Origin of the sequence: Arenibaculum pallidiluteum (assembly GCF_017355985.1) — a bacterium.
Lineage (GTDB): Bacteria > Pseudomonadota > Alphaproteobacteria > Azospirillales > Azospirillaceae > Arenibaculum > Arenibaculum pallidiluteum.
The window spans coordinates 285,764-299,558 of sequence record NZ_JAFIQU010000004.1 but is presented as its reverse complement, the minus strand read 5'-3'; the positions used below and the strand labels follow the sequence as shown (position 1 = coordinate 299,558).

Below are 13,795 nucleotides of genomic sequence, written 5' to 3'. Positions count from 1 at the left end.
CGGCGAGCACGCGATCCAAGCACGCGATGGTGCCTCTCCGTCCGGGTCTGGTCGGTTATGGAATTTTCATAGACCTTTGTCATGATCGCACTGCATCGCGCACGGGAAGCAGCCAGAGGGGTTGATGTCCGACTTCGTGCCCGGGTCAGGCAGTACGGAACGCCGGGCACTCGTTGGGCTCGGTGTCCCTGCGTTCTGGAGATTTGCCTGCGGCAGCAACGTGCGTTCCCTGTTCCTGACCCCCGCGGTCGTGATCAGCGGCAGCTTTGTCTTCGGGGCGCTCGTTCTTGCGATTACGTGGCATGGCCTTCTGCAGGCGCGGTCGGCTGCCATCCATCATGCCCATGAGACGGTTGCGACCCATGCGCGCTCTCTTGCGGAGCATGCCGCGCGCGCCTACGAGGCTGTGGACCTCGCGCTCCAGATCACCGAGGCCAGCATCGAGGCCGCCGGTCCATCGGTCGACCGCGCCGCAATGCAGCGCATTCTACGGCATCGGGCCGATTCCTCGCCGCAGGTCCGGGAGTTCTTCGTCTTTGACGCCTCAGGGCTGATGGTGATCGATTCTGCATCGGATCCGCCGCGCGAGCTCAATGCTTCCGACCGGGACTACTTCCGGGTGCACCGGGACAACCCTGCCGTCGGCCTGTATGTCGGCCACGCACTGCGTGGCCGCGTGACCCGCCAATGGCTCAGCCCGGCCAGCCGACGCCTGGATCATCCGGATGGGAGCTTCGCCGGCGTGGTCCTCGGGGCTTTGGAGCCGGAGCACTTTCAGAATTTCTATGCGGCGTTGGAAAGACCGCACGGAGAGACGATTCTGCTGATGGACACCGGTGGCACAGTCATCGCCGGGCACTCACGGGAGGGCGTCGCCGAAGGCACGATCGCGCCCGATTTAAAGCTGCATGGCGCCGGCGGAGCGACTGACGGCGTACAGATCGCGGATACCGGGCAGGACTGGCATATCGTCGCCGTCCGGAAAGTGGGCGAGCTGCCCATGGTTGTTCAGGTCTCGGTGTCCGGGGAGCAAATGCTCCAAGGTTGGCGCAGGCAGGCTATCCAGCAGGGCATCATGGCTGCCTGCCTTGCCGTGGCGAGCATTCTGGGCGCACTCCTGATGGCTCGTGATATGCGCCGCCGCAACAGCATGTCGCTCGCGCTGGCAGCGGAATGTGCCCGCGCCGAGCAGGCGCGACAGGCTGCGGAACAGGCCAGCCGCGCAAAATCCAACTTCCTGGCGGCTATGAGTCATGAGCTGCGGACGCCGTTGAACGCCATTATCGGATTCTCGGATCTCCTCCGTGGCGGAGATCCGAGAAATCCGGGCAGCGCACGCGAATATGCGGACGATATCCATACTGCGGGCACGCATCTGCTGCACTTGATCAACTCGGTCCTGGACCTCTCCAAGATCGAGGCAGGAAAGACGACGACGGTCCACGAGCCCACGGATCTCGAAGGCATTGTCCGAAGCGCAGTTAGGATGCTTCTCCCGGAGGCCGAAGCGAAGGGCATCTCGCTGGAGGTCGATGGCGCGGCGGTGCCAAGGATATCGGCCGATGGCATGAAGCTGAGGCAGGCTGTGCTGAACATCCTGTCGAACGCCGTGAAGTTCACTGAGGCTGGAGGGCGCGTATCCGTCCGTTTGTCGAAGGGGAATGGTTTTGCGGAGGTCGAGATCCGCGACACGGGGATCGGTATCGCCCCTGAGGAGATTCCTCGCGTCTTCGACGCGTTTCACCAGGCCTCGGCCTCGATCGGACGGCGGTATGGGGGAACGGGCCTTGGCCTTACCATTGCCCGCCGATTCATCGAGCTGCAAGGCGGGACCATGGACATCGCCAGCGAGATCGGCGTGGGGACGACCGTGTGGATCCGAATGGCAATCGCCGCTGAACAGGATCAGGTGGTGCCCCGGCCTTTGCCGTGAATACCAGGGAAGCGTGCCTTCTCCCTCTATCTGAACGATCCGCCTGATCCGCCCGGTACGCATGTCCAAACGCGGAACCTCCGTCCGCTTAGCACCGTGGGATCATCCCGGCCTCTTGCTTGGGCAAGGAGAATCCCATGGCGATCAAGAGAGGAACGGCATCGGCCGACGCGATTACCGGCACCAGCGGGCCCGGCGAGATCTACGGGATCGGCGGAAACGACAGCGTTTGGGGGCGCGGCGGCAGCGACCTCTTAAAGGGGCCGACGACGATGACGTGCTGCGCGGCGAGGGTGGGGCTGACCGGCTTCTGGGCGATGCCGGTGACGATGCGCTCTACGGCGGTGCCGGGAATGACGAGATTGATGGTGGCGCGGGCGTCAACACGCTGTCGGGCCGGGACGGACGAGACGTGCTGCTCTGGACCGCCGAGGGCATGATCTCGGACGAAAGCGTCGCCAAGAAAGAGCCATCCGTGCCCCATACCGGCGGCGTCTTTGACGGCGGCGAGGGGAAGGACACGCTGCGGATCGACAACCGCACCGTCTCCGCAGCATCCAGCGCCTATGACGAGATCTACTACACCTACCGCTCGTCGATCGATATCCGGACGGACATCGAATGGGTGCTCGAGGACGAGCAGGCCTTCGGCCGGAACGCGCTGAAGATCGTCACCGAATCTGACGGCGAGGACCCTGGTATCTACGCCGCCTTCCGCGGCATCGAAATCTTCGATGCCTCCGGGCCTGGCGGGCTGGAGTTCGACGGCGGTTCGCAAGGCGTGACGGTCCGCGGAACGGCGTACACGGACCGGATCATGGGATCGATCCAGGCCGACCGGCTCGCGGGCCGGGGCGGGACGACTGGATCGAGGGGCCGGGCGGCGACGATCGCCTGGTCTCCACGGAGACTGACGCCGACACCTTCGTGTTCGCACGCCAGCACCGCGTGTCGGTCAGCACGGACGAGGCCGATTTTGGCGCGATCTACTACGAAGAGGATTTCGGCGATGACGTCCTGACGGGGTTCAACGGCGAGGGCGTCAGCGGGCCGGGTGCCCAGGGTTGCGAAAGGCTGCGCTTCGCGGGCATCACCCGCGAGGAGACAAGCATATCCGAGGAGGGCGGCAGGACGGTCTTCACGACCCCCTATGGATCCGTCGAGGTGGATGCCGCAGGCTTGCGGGAATACGCGGACTACGTCTTCGTCTGATCCCGGATCACGCGCTGCCGCCCTGTTCAGGCTAGCGGCGCGGTCAGGAACAGGGTCACGCGCAGCCCGCCATGCAGCGCCTGGGCCGCCGGCGGGCCGAAGGGCAGGCCGGTCGCCCTGGCGAGCGCGGCGTCATTCGTCACGAGGCCGACGCGCCAGCCCGAGAAGCCCCCGAGCAGCGTCCGCCCGAGCGTCTGGTAGAGCGGCAGGAGATCCTTCGCGTCGCCGATCCGGCCCCCGTAGGGAGGGTTCACGATCACGAGGCCGGGTGGCCCGTCCGGCGCGACAAGGGCGCCGATCGGCTGCTGCGTGAATTCCGTCAGAGCGGCCACGCCTGCCCGGGCTGCGTTGGCGCGGCTCATGGCGATCGCGCCGGCGTCACGGTCGCTTCCGTGGAACAGGACTGCGGATTTCGCCTCGCCGTCCGCGCCGCCCTCAGCACGCAGGCGCTGCCAGGCGGCCTCGTCGAAGCTCGCGAGCTTCTCGAAGGCGAAGCTCCGCGAGCGGCCGGGAGCGAGGCCCGCCGCGATCTCCGCCGCCTCGATCACGAAGGTGCCCGAGCCGCACATGGGATCGACGACCGGCTCGGTCCCTTCGAAGCCGCAGCGGCGCAGGAAGAGGGCTGCCAGGTTCTCGCGCATAGGCGCCTTGTTGACGGCTTCCTTGTGCTTGCGCCGGTGCAGGGGCTCGCCCGTCGTGTCGACGCTGACGGTGCAGAGATCGTCGTCAATGCGGGCCTTGATCGTCACCTCGGCGTCTGGCGAGACGGGAGAGCCGAGCTCCTCGCCGATCGCCCGCGCGATGCGCTGCGCCGCGGCGCCCGCGTGATAGATGCGCGATCCCTTGCAGGCGGCATCGACGCGCACGGGCACGTCTGGGCGGAGGATCTCCCGCCAGGGTATCCGGCGCGCGCGCTTGTCGAGCTGGGCAAGGTGGAAGGCCCGGAAGGCGCCGATGCGCGCGAGCACGCGGCTCGCGCCGCGGAGCTCCAGATTGGCACGCCACACCTCCTGCCAGCCGCCCTGGATGGTGACGCCGCCCTTGACGGCCCGGGGCTCGGCGAAGCCCTTGTCCCGCGCCTCGGCGCAAAGCATGGGTTCCAGGCCCGGGGCGGTGACGATGAAGATCTTGAAGGCGCTGTCGTCGCTCATGGCGCCTGCATATCGCGCGGGCGCGGCCTCATCGACATGTTTCTCGCCGCGGCCTGCCGGGGCGTTGAAGCCGGGGCATCCAGCTGAGGCATCCCAACCTGTGCAGCCCGGCCAGGGCGTCGCGGCCATGGCGGGCGGGCCCCCTTCAGCGCCGGCGCCTGCCCGCCCGCTCGAAATAGAGCAGCCAGTCGTTTCCGAAATCCTCGCGCATGACGCGGTCGATGGTTGCTGGCTTGGCATGCGCGTCCACATCCACGTAGGACAGGCCCCCATAGACTTCGCAGAGATAGTCCAGGAGTGCCCGGCCGTCGTAGTTCCGCGCGGCGTTGAACTCGACCACCATGCGCGGGAGGTCGCGGGCGATCGTGTCCCGCATGCCCATGATGATGTCGTACTCGGCGCCCTCGGCGTCGATCTTCACGAAGTCGGTGCGCCCCTCGACCACGCGATCCACGGTCGTCACCGGCACCTGGAGGAGCGTGCCGGACCCGTCCGGCGCCACGAAGCTCGAGTCCACCACGGTGGCGTTCTTCGGCTGCCCCGCGGGGACGAAGAAAGGAAGGCTGCCCTCGGGCTCCCGCCCAAGGGCGCAACGCAGCACGCGGGTCCGCCCGGAAAAGCCGTTCATGTCGACGGAGCGCTCGAGCCGCTCGGCGACCGCCGGGTTGGGCTCGAAGGCTAGGCATCGTCCCGTGGCTCCGACGAGGTCGGAGAGCAGGAGGGTGTAATATCCGAAATTCGCGCCGATATCGAGGACGGCCATGCCTTCCCCGACCTTGCCGATCATGAACTGTGTCAGCCACCACTCCCAGAACCCTTCGAGCATGATGTGCGGCGCAAGGCCGAGATCCCGGGAATCCACGAGCATCTTGTAGCGGCCCAGGCACCGGGCCAGCACCGTGTGGTCGCCGAGATAGACGGCGTGGCAGCGCGACCGGACCATCTGCTCGCCGACGTGCCGCGCGAGCGCCGGGATGTCCCGAGGGTCGAAGAGTTCGCCTGCGCTGAGACGGCCGGCCGGCTCGACGGAAGGGGCCCGCCCGTCCCGGACGCCCGTGCCCGCGGCGGCGCCGAAGCCCGCGTGGCCGGCCCGAGACACGTCCCGGCCCGCGGGTACGAAGGCGGCGAGGGCAGGTTCCGCCGCCCTCTCCGGTCGCGCAGTGCCGATCGCCGTCGAAATCCGTGTCATCTCATCCCTCTGGCGCTGCAGCTCCAGGACGATCTGGACCACGCGATTCGGCAGGGCCACCAGCCGGTAGAGATATCGGAGAAGGCCGAGCACCGGCGCCCCCTCGGATCGGGTTCGGCGGACGGAAGCCTGAGTCGGTTCCACTCCGCTACGTCTCCTCTCCTTATCCGGCATGACGGCCGTAGATTGGCGCGACACACAGCTCCTCACACCAATGCGCCGTATCGAGCCCGTCGCGGGGGTAGCAAACCTACGGTCCCACTCTGATCGATGTGATATCGCAACCTATACGAAAGGATAGGTTATCGACCCCTGGGGTGGGAAGCAGTGGAATGCTGCGCCGCAGCAATGTACTCTCTTATGCAATTCGCCCGGCAAGTGGCAGGCAAGGGAGACGACGCGCCAAGGGCACCACCTTCATGGAGAAGCTTGGATGCTCACGGCCCTTATCCTGGTCTGCTCGCTTTCGGTGACGCCAGAGCTGCGCGACTGCAGCCGCGAGAACGCAGTCGGCGTTCTACGTCTCCCCGAGGAGGTCGCTCTCCCCAGTACCTGCCTGAAGCTCGGGACGGCCTATCTCGCGCAGACCGAGATGGGCCGCAATCTTTCCGAAGACGAGCGCGTCAAGGTCATCTGCGTTCCGAGCAGGAAGGTGCAGGAAGCCTATCGCATGCCGGCCGGCCGCCTGGGCTCCTAACGCCGCACCTGCGCCTGCGCACGGCTCGGAATTCCGCCGCTGCTATTCCCAAAGGACAGGTCGCCTCTCCCGATGGAACGTGCCTTCGCCCGGCCTGTCGTCACCTCTTGGGGGAACCAGGGGATGTCAGGGAATGGCGCGTATCCTGCTTGTGGAAGACGAGGCGCTGATCGGCCTCGCTGCGAAGATGGCGCTGGAGGAGGCGGGGCATTGCGTCCTTGGACCCTTCGTACGGGTCGCCGACGCGCTTGCTGCGGCGGAGGCGGAGGCAGTGGACCTGGCGCTGGTTGATATCAGCCTCGCCGGGCGGCGGAACGGCCTCGATGCCGTGCATGCGCTGGAGCGCATGGGTGTGCGCTCGATCCTCGCCACCAGCCGCCATGGCCTCGCGCGCACGCAGGGGGCGCCGGCGCTGGGCTTCCTGGGAAAGCCCTATTCCGGGCAGTCGCTGACCGAGGCCGTCGCGGCCGCCGTGGCGCTCGCCCGGGGCGAGACGCCGCGGAGCATCCCGCGCGATCTCGTCCTGTTCGGGCCGGGATGAGGCCGTGCCAGCCTTCGTTCCGATCTGCGCTCAGCGGTCCAGGACGCACCAGTGTCGCCGTGGCCCCGCGGGATGGCGCGGCCGGCGCTGGACGATCGCGGGCGCGGGGCGCTGGCGGCCGCCGGCCGAGAGCTCGCGCTCGGCGTGCAGCCAGTGCGCGACATCCCGGCCCTGGGGCCGGCCCTCGGCCTCCCATAGCAAGTGCGCGCGCTGGCGGATCATTGCTTCGCGCTCCATGAAAGGTTCCTCGCACCGATTCGGAATGTAAGGGGAACCGCCCAGCATCCCGAGCGTTCCCGATTCTTTCCGCAACCGCACAAGGGCGGTTTGGTCCACCCTGAGACCAGACACGTGCGGTCGGCGAAGTCGGACGCGTTCGTCTGTCCGACCGGCGGCGGATCCGCGATAGGCTCGGGCGCATGCGATCCGCCCATGTGAACCTCGCCCTCTCCATGATCCTGGTCGGGCTCTCGGTGCCCACCTCCAAGCTCGTGGTGTCCCATGTGCCGCCTCTCGCGGCGGCTTTCCTGCGCTTCCTGATGGTGGCGCTCCTGCTCGCCCCCGTCGCCCTGCGCCGGGGCCGCGGGGCGCTGCCGGCCTCGACCCGCGACTGGATCAGCATCGTGCTGCTGTCGCTGTTCGGCATGGTGCTGTTCAACGTCTTCCTGCTTTTCGGGCTGCGCGCGACCAGCGCGGTCACCGCTGGCATCCTGACGAGCACGATCCCGGCCATGACCGCGCTTTGCGCGGCGCTGGTGCTGGGCGAGCGCATCGGCGCCGGCACAGCCGGAGCCATCGCTCTTGCGGTGCTGGGCATCCTTGCCCTGAACCTGCAGGCCGGCGAGGGCGGTGCCGATGGTGCCGCCGAGTCCCTGGCCGGGACCCTGCTGGTCTGCGGGGCCGTCCTGTCCGAAGCGCTATACGGCGTCTTCGCGCGGCGCCTCGGCGGGCGGATGCGGCCGCTTGCCCTGACCTTCCTGTCGAACACGCTGGCCGCGGCCATGATCGCGCCGGCCGCCGCGGCCACGGCCCGCGGCTTCGATCCCGCGGCGGTGCCCGTCGAGATATGGGCGCTGTTCGCCGGGTCGGGCATCGGGAGCGGGCTGATCGCGGTGCTTCTCTGGATGCGCGGAATCGCCCAGGTGCCCGCAAGCCGCGCCGGCCTCTACACAGGGCTGATCCCAGTCGCCGGCGTGGCTGCCGCCGTGCTCGTCCTGGGCGAGCGGCTGACGCCTGCCCATGGGCTGGGCCTTGCCTGTGTCCTCGTCGCGATTGCCCTTGGCACTGGCGTGCTGCGCCGGCGTAGCGCCGGCGCAGGGCTGGCCAGCCGGGACTGACGCGTCCGCCGTCCCGCCGCAGCGCGCGTCATCGACTGCGCCGGCATGTTGGTCTAGGTTCGTTCTGGCGCATTCTCGTGCGCGGACCGCGGGTGCCGGGACCATGCTGCAGCAGATGTCGGATTCGTCCCCCGCCGGCCTTAGGGCCACGGTCGAGGACCTCTATGAAAGCGAGCGCTTCCGCATGGTGCTGCTCGCCTTCGACGCGGTGACGGTGGCCGCGTTCCTCGTGCTGACTTTCCTGCCGCAGTCGCCATGGCTCGTCGCCGCCGACGCGGTGCTCGGAACGCTGATCCTAGTCGAGTTCGCGGGGCGCGCCTTCATCGCGCCTCGCCGGGCCGCGTTCTTCCTGCGCTGGAGCTCGATCCTCGACATGGTGGTGATCGCGACGCTGTTGATCCCGCCGCTGACCGGCAGCTTCGCGTTCCTGCGAGTCCTACGCGCGATCCGCCTCTTCCGGGTGCTGCGCGTGGTGCGCGACCTGCGCCGCCGGCACCGCTGGATCGCGGAGCGGGGCGAGCTGATCTCCAGCGCCGTCAACGTCGTGGTCTTCGTCTTCATCACCAGCGCCGTCGTCTACGAGATGCAGGTCGGCCGGAACCCGGAGATCCGGCATTTCAGCGACGCGCTCTACTTCACCGTCACGACCCTGACCACGACCGGCTTCGGCGACATCACGCTGGTCGGGCAGACCGGGCGCCTGCTTTCGGTCGTGATCATGATCGTGGGCATATCGCTCTTCGTGAAGCTCGCCCAGTCCATCGTGCGGCCCAGCAAGGTCCATGTGGAATGCCAGGCCTGCGGCCTGTCGCGCCACGATCCCGATGCCGTGCATTGCAAGCACTGTGGCAGCATCGTCCACATCGACACCGAAGGGGCGTGACGCGCGGGCCGCGCTCAGGGCAGGGCCGATGCCGCATCGCTGCCGTCCCCGGTGGCGGACCCGCCGCCGAGAACGCGCAGGGCCCCCTCGGCAAGCCGGCCATGGGCGTAGCTGGTCGGATGGACGTGATCCCAAAACAGATGGCCGGTGCAACTCGGCAGGCCAATGCAAGGGGTCGTGACATCCCGGAACCCGAAGGACGCCGGGTCGCCTGCGACGCGCATCGCCATGGCCTGCACGTCCATGCGGTGGATCTGCGGCCTGCGCTCTTGTCCCCTGGGTGGAAGGGCCCGCAGCGAATGCTCCAGGCCCGCATTGAATCTGTCGGTGAGTTGGCGGGCCAGCGCCGCCGCGCCGGGGCCGTAGGCACGCACCGCTGGCGTCATGCCGATGTCGGGCAGGTTCGGCACCAGGATGTCGGTGGCGCCGTGCTCCGTGAGGTCCCGGAGGATGCCGGCCAGGGACGCCACGGCCTCGTCGACGATCCGGAGTGCGTCCGGCGAGGTCGCTGCCGCCAGCAGATCGTTCCCGCCGCCCCAGACCACGTGCAGCGTCCGTCCCCGGTTGGCAGGCAGGCGCAGTGCCATGTCAGCCTGGGCGCGCAGGCTCGTCGGCCCGGAGCGCGGGTCGAGCCGCGCGCCCCCGACCGCGAAGTTCTGGCCTCCCTTGCTCGCCGGGGCGAGGCGCAGGGACAGGCGTCCGGCAAGCTGCTCGACCCATACGGCGCCGTCCGAGAACCGTCCGGCATTTCCGGAATCCGACAGGCTGTCGCCGATCACCACGAGCCGGTCGAAGGGCGGTCCGGCGGACCCCGTGGCGCTCATGGCCGGTCCTGCGGCAGGCAGCAGCGCGATTGACGCGAGGAGAAGGGCTCGCAGGGCGGACGCGATCGCGGCGCGGGCGGTACGGGTAGGGCCGGGCATGTCATCGGCGCTCGTCGGTGGCGGGGCAGGGCCCCAGTCCAACGGGCGCCGGCGCGAATGATCGCGCACCCGGCCCCTCCACCGCCGCGGCCGCCGGCGGCCGCGGCGTGCCGCCGCGGTCAGGGATTGCCGAAGCCGTAATCCGGCACGCCGTCCTCGTTCCCGTAGTACTTGTAGGGCAGGAACTTGCCGGACATCGTGATCTTGACCCGATCCCCCTTCGGATTCGGCAGGCGCTCCATCTGCATGTCGAAGTCGATCGCGGACATGATACCGTCGCCGAACTCCTCCTGAATCAGCTCCTTAAAGGTGGTCCCGTAGACCATCACGAGCTCGTAGAAGCGGTAGATCAAAGGGTCCGTCGGCGGCATGGACGGGATCGAACCGCGGTAGGGGACCTCGTTCAGCAGGCGCGCCTCGGCCGTCGTCAGGCCGAACAGGGCGGCGGCCTTCTCGGCCTGGGGCTTGGTCAGGCGCATCTGGCCCAGCAGGGCAGCGGTGATCAGGATCGGCGAGTAGCCGCCGATCTCGGCCGCGATCTGCGCCCAGCTCCAGCCCTTCTCGCGCTTGATGTCCAGGATCTTCTCGGTCAGGTCTTCGCGCTTCATGGGAGGCTCCTTCTGAGGCTGTCTTCGGGTACGCGTGTTTCGGAGGGCTCAGGCGCCCTGGGCGCGGGCGAGGCCCGCGGGGGCCGGTGCGGGCTGCGCGCCCGCAACCAGCCCGGGCGTTGCTCCGGGACGCACGAGCGGCGGGTGGCGCGGGTCGTAACCCGCCGGCGGCGCGTCGCGGAAGGTACGGCTGCGCGTCACCAGGAAATCGATCAGGTGGTTGCGCAGGGGATAGTAGCTGGGATGGCGGTGCAGGTCGGTCCGGCTGCGCTCGCGCGGGAGCGGGTTCTCGACGATCTCGGCCACTCGCGCGCCCGGGCCATTGGTCATCAGCACGATGCGGTCGGCCAGGTACATGGCCTCGTCCACGTCGTGGGTGATCATGAAGGTGGTCTGGCCGGCCTCCTGGCAGATGCGGCGCGCCTCGTCCTGCAGCGTACCGCGCGTCAGCGCGTCGAGCGCCGAGAAGGGCTCGTCCATGAGCAGGATCTTGGGCTCGATGGACAGCGCCCGGGCGATGCCGACGCGCTGCTTCATGCCGCCCGAAAGCTCTGCCGGACGCTTGCATTCGGAGCCCGCGAGCCCGACCAGCTCGATGAATCGCCGGGCTTGGGCCTCGATCCAGGCGCGGTCCTTTTCGGGCCAGCGGGACTTGACCGCGAAGGCGACGTTGCCGAGCACGCTGCGCCAGGGCAGCAGGGCGTGGCTCTGGAAGATCACGGCGCGATCCAGGCTCGGCCCCTCGATGGCGGTGCCATCCACGATCACCACGCCCTCGCTGGGCGCCTCCAGCCCCGCCAGGATGTTCAGCACGGTCGTCTTGCCGCAGCCGGAATGGCCGATCATGCAGACGAACTCGCCGCGCCGGATCGGCAGCCAGAGGTCCTCGAAGATGGTGGTGCGGCCACCGCCGGCGGCGGGGTAGCGCCGGGCAATGGCCTCGATGGAGATGAAGCTCTTCTCGGTCACGTCCGTCACTCCGGGAAGGTGACGAGGCGCGCGACGCGCGCCAGGATCTGGTCGAGCACCATGCCCACGACGCCGATCACCAGGATGGCGATGATCACGTTGGTGATGGACAGGTTGTTCCACTCGTTCCAGACGAAGTAGCCGATGCCCGTGCCGCCTACGAGCATCTCGGCCGCGACGATCACCAGCCAGGCGATCCCGATCGAGATGCGCATGCCGGTCAGGATCGTGGGCGCGGCCGCGGGCAGGATCACCGCGAAGGCCCGGCGCAACGGCCCGACCTCCAGCGTGCGGGCGACGTTCAGCCATTCCCGCCGCACGCTGGCGACGCCGAAGGCCGTGTTGATCAGCATCGGCCAGAGCGAGCAGATGAAGATCACGAAGATCGCCGACAGCCCGCTGTCCTTGATCGTGTAGAGGGCGAGCGGCATCCAGGCGAGCGGTGAGATCGGCTTCATGACCTGGATGAAGGGATCGAGCGCGCGGGACATCAGCGGCGACATGCCGATCAGGAAGCCGGCGGGGATCGCCACCAGCACCGCCAGCAGGTAGCCGGCGGCGACCCGCGCCACGGAATGGGCGAGCTGGATGCCGATGCCCATGTCGTTGGTGCCGCGGATGTAGAAGGGGTCCGACAGGTGGCGCCACAGGGTGGCGCCGACCTCCAGCGGACCCGGCATGGCCGAGGTGCCCTGGACCGCGGTCTGGCCCATCAGCTTGGCGTATTCGGGATCCATGTCGGCGACCGGGCCGCTGCCGCCGGTTGCGAGGTGCCAGGCGGCGAGCAGGGTGGCGAGGATCGCCGCCGAGAGCACCGACGCCCGTAGGGTGAGGGAGCGCGCCATGGCCCGCGCCTCAGGCGCGCCGGATCTTGAAGGAGGCGAGATAGCCTTCGGGGTCCGCGGGATCGAAGGTCTTGCCCATTATCGCGAAGGTCTTGCTGGTCGCCGCGGGCGGCGTCATGCCGGCCTCCTTCATCAGCTTCGCGGCGTCGGTGGCGAGGAAGACCTGCCTGGCCACGGCGGCGTAGTCGACGTCGCCCTTCACCTGGCCCCAGCGCTTCATCTGCGTCAGGATCCAGATCGCGAAGGACTCCCAGGGGAAGGGGTCGAAATCGATGCGGTCCGGCACCCTGCGGACCTGGCCGAGCCCGTCGGCGAAGGTGCCGGTCAGGACCTGCTCCACCACGGTGACCGGCTGGTTCAGGTAGTTGGCCGGGGCGATGGCTTCGGCGATCTCCTTCCGGTTCTCGGGCCTTGAGGCATAGGCCGTGGACTCGATGATCGCGCGGAGCAGCGCCGCATAGGTGTTCGGCATCTCCGTGACGAAGGCCTTCGAGGCCGCGAAGGCGCAGCAGGGATGCCGGTCCCAGATCTCCTTGGAGAGCATGTGGATGAAGCCGACGCCGTCGAAGACCGCGCGCTGGTTCACAGGGTCCGGGGCGAGGAAGCCGTCGATGTTGTCCGCGCGCAGGTTGGCGACCATCTCGGGCGGCGGCACCGCGCGGATCTGCACGTCGGCATCGGGGTCCAGCCCGGCCTCAGCCAGGTAGTAGCGCAGCAGGTAGTTGTGCATGGAGTAGTCGAAGGGGACGGCCAGGCGGAAGCCCTTCCACTGCTTGGGATCGCGCTTGTCCTTGTGCTTCATGGCCAGCGTGATGGCCTGCCCGTTCACGTTCTCGACGGCCGGCATGGTGTAGGGGATCGGGTTCGACCCCGCGCCCACGGTGATCGCCAGCGGCATGGGCGAGAGCATGTGCGCGGCGTCGTATTCCTTGTTCAGGGTCTTGTCGCGGATCACCGCCCAGCCGGCGGTCTTCACGACCTCCACGTTCAGCTTCTGCTTGGCGTAGAAGCCCATGGGATGCGCCATGATGATGGGCGTGGCGCAGGTGATCGGAATGAACCCGACCTTCAGGTCGGTCTTCTCTAGCGGCCCGGCCTGGGCCAGCGCTTCGCTGGCGAAGCCGACCGGCAGGATCGAGGCGATGGCGGCCGCGGCCGTCGCGGATCCCACCGCGCCGAGGAAGTCGCGGCGCGTCACGTCGTTCGGGAACAGCGCGCGGACGATGGCGCTTTCGATGACGCGGCTCAGGCGCGCATCGCCGTCGAGCGCCGCCCGGTGCTCGGCCTCGGAGGCATGGTGCCCGCAGGAGCAGCCGCCACGCTGGAGCTGCCGCTTGGAATCGAAGGGATCGTCAAAGGTGGACATAAGGCGGCTCCTTTCGCGGGGACGGAACTGGTCGGGCGAACAGATCCCCTACTCGCAATCCGCGTGCCAGCCCGGTCGGGCTAGCTCTGTCGGCGGCGTCGGTCCTTTCAGGCCTTTACGAATTCTCGTAAATGACGAAAA

Annotated in this window: 15 protein-coding genes; 7 read left to right on the top strand and 8 right to left on the bottom strand. The window is 68.3% G+C overall.

The window, feature by feature from the left end:
• Positions 1–124 precede the first annotated feature (124 nt).
• The 3 genes from JUB13_RS11415 to JUB13_RS11405 all read left to right on the top strand — a co-directional run bounded on the left by JUB13_RS11415 (position 125) and on the right by JUB13_RS11405 (position 3,145).
• Complete coding sequence (locus JUB13_RS11415) at positions 125–1,933, top strand: sensor histidine kinase (protein WP_207478923.1); 1,809 nt, start codon at positions 125–127, stop codon at positions 1,931–1,933.
• 61 nt (positions 1,934–1,994) lie between these two features.
• Complete coding sequence (locus tag JUB13_RS11410; RefSeq protein ID WP_268914357.1) at positions 1,995–2,954, top strand: hypothetical protein; 960 nt, start codon at positions 1,995–1,997, stop codon at positions 2,952–2,954.
• Positions 2,882–3,145, top strand: a complete 264-nt coding sequence (locus tag JUB13_RS11405) for a hypothetical protein (protein WP_207478921.1) — start codon at positions 2,882–2,884, stop codon at positions 3,143–3,145. Before JUB13_RS11410 ends, JUB13_RS11405 begins: the two co-directional genes overlap by 73 nt.
• A gap of 26 nt (positions 3,146–3,171) precedes the next feature.
• On the opposite strand, the gene JUB13_RS11400 is transcribed toward JUB13_RS11405, so the two are convergent.
• A complete protein-coding gene (locus JUB13_RS11400) occupies positions 3,172–4,296 on the bottom strand; it encodes a THUMP domain-containing class I SAM-dependent RNA methyltransferase (RefSeq protein WP_207478920.1) in 1,125 nt (374 codons plus the stop codon).
• Positions 4,297–4,441: 145 nt separating this feature from the next.
• Positions 4,442–5,578, bottom strand: coding sequence for an FkbM family methyltransferase (locus JUB13_RS32010; protein ID WP_207478919.1), 1,137 nt, complete (start codon positions 5,576–5,578; stop codon positions 4,442–4,444).
• A gap of 340 nt (positions 5,579–5,918) precedes the next feature.
• Between JUB13_RS32010 and JUB13_RS11390 the strand changes: the two genes are divergently transcribed.
• Both JUB13_RS11390 and JUB13_RS11385 read left to right on the top strand, forming a co-directional pair.
• Entirely contained in the window at positions 5,919–6,182 is a 264-nt protein-coding gene (locus tag JUB13_RS11390; protein WP_207478918.1) for a hypothetical protein, read from the top strand.
• A gap of 133 nt (positions 6,183–6,315) precedes the next feature.
• Complete coding sequence (locus JUB13_RS11385) at positions 6,316–6,723, top strand: response regulator (RefSeq protein ID WP_207478917.1); 408 nt, start codon at positions 6,316–6,318, stop codon at positions 6,721–6,723.
• A gap of 30 nt (positions 6,724–6,753) precedes the next feature.
• On the opposite strand, the gene JUB13_RS11380 is transcribed toward JUB13_RS11385, so the two are convergent.
• A complete protein-coding gene (locus tag JUB13_RS11380; RefSeq protein ID WP_236024882.1) occupies positions 6,754–6,960 on the bottom strand; it encodes a DUF2934 domain-containing protein in 207 nt (68 codons plus the stop codon).
• Positions 6,961–7,142: 182 nt separating this feature from the next.
• Between JUB13_RS11380 and JUB13_RS11375 the strand changes: the two genes are divergently transcribed.
• Both JUB13_RS11375 and JUB13_RS11370 read left to right on the top strand, forming a co-directional pair.
• Positions 7,143–8,060: a DMT family transporter gene (locus JUB13_RS11375; RefSeq protein WP_207478915.1), complete on the top strand. Its 918-nt coding sequence runs from the start codon at positions 7,143–7,145 to the stop codon at positions 8,058–8,060.
• A 103-nt stretch (positions 8,061–8,163) separates the two neighbouring features.
• The gene (locus JUB13_RS11370) at positions 8,164–8,943 is read left to right on the top strand and encodes a potassium channel family protein (protein WP_207478914.1); all 780 of its coding nucleotides are present in this window, start codon (positions 8,164–8,166) and stop codon (positions 8,941–8,943) included.
• Between the two features lie 14 nt (positions 8,944–8,957).
• Here JUB13_RS11370 and JUB13_RS11365 read toward each other — a convergent pair whose 3' ends face one another.
• The 5 genes from JUB13_RS11365 to JUB13_RS11345 form a co-directional block, all read right to left on the bottom strand.
• A complete protein-coding gene (locus JUB13_RS11365) occupies positions 8,958–9,767 on the bottom strand; it encodes an SGNH/GDSL hydrolase family protein (RefSeq protein ID WP_207478913.1) in 810 nt (269 codons plus the stop codon).
• Positions 9,768–9,985: 218 nt separating this feature from the next.
• Positions 9,986–10,474, bottom strand: a complete 489-nt coding sequence (gene cynS / locus JUB13_RS11360; RefSeq protein ID WP_207478912.1) for a cyanase — start codon at positions 10,472–10,474, stop codon at positions 9,986–9,988.
• A 48-nt stretch (positions 10,475–10,522) separates the two neighbouring features.
• A complete protein-coding gene (locus tag JUB13_RS11355; RefSeq protein ID WP_207478911.1) occupies positions 10,523–11,443 on the bottom strand; it encodes an ABC transporter ATP-binding protein in 921 nt (306 codons plus the stop codon).
• Positions 11,444–11,448: 5 nt separating this feature from the next.
• A complete protein-coding gene (gene ntrB, locus JUB13_RS11350) occupies positions 11,449–12,288 on the bottom strand; it encodes a nitrate ABC transporter permease (protein ID WP_207478910.1) in 840 nt (279 codons plus the stop codon).
• Between the two features lie 10 nt (positions 12,289–12,298).
• Positions 12,299–13,654 carry a CmpA/NrtA family ABC transporter substrate-binding protein gene (locus tag JUB13_RS11345; protein WP_207478909.1) on the bottom strand — a complete coding sequence of 452 codons (1,356 nt, stop codon included), beginning with the start codon at positions 13,652–13,654 and terminating at the stop codon, positions 12,299–12,301.
• Positions 13,655–13,795: the final 141 nt, after the last annotated feature.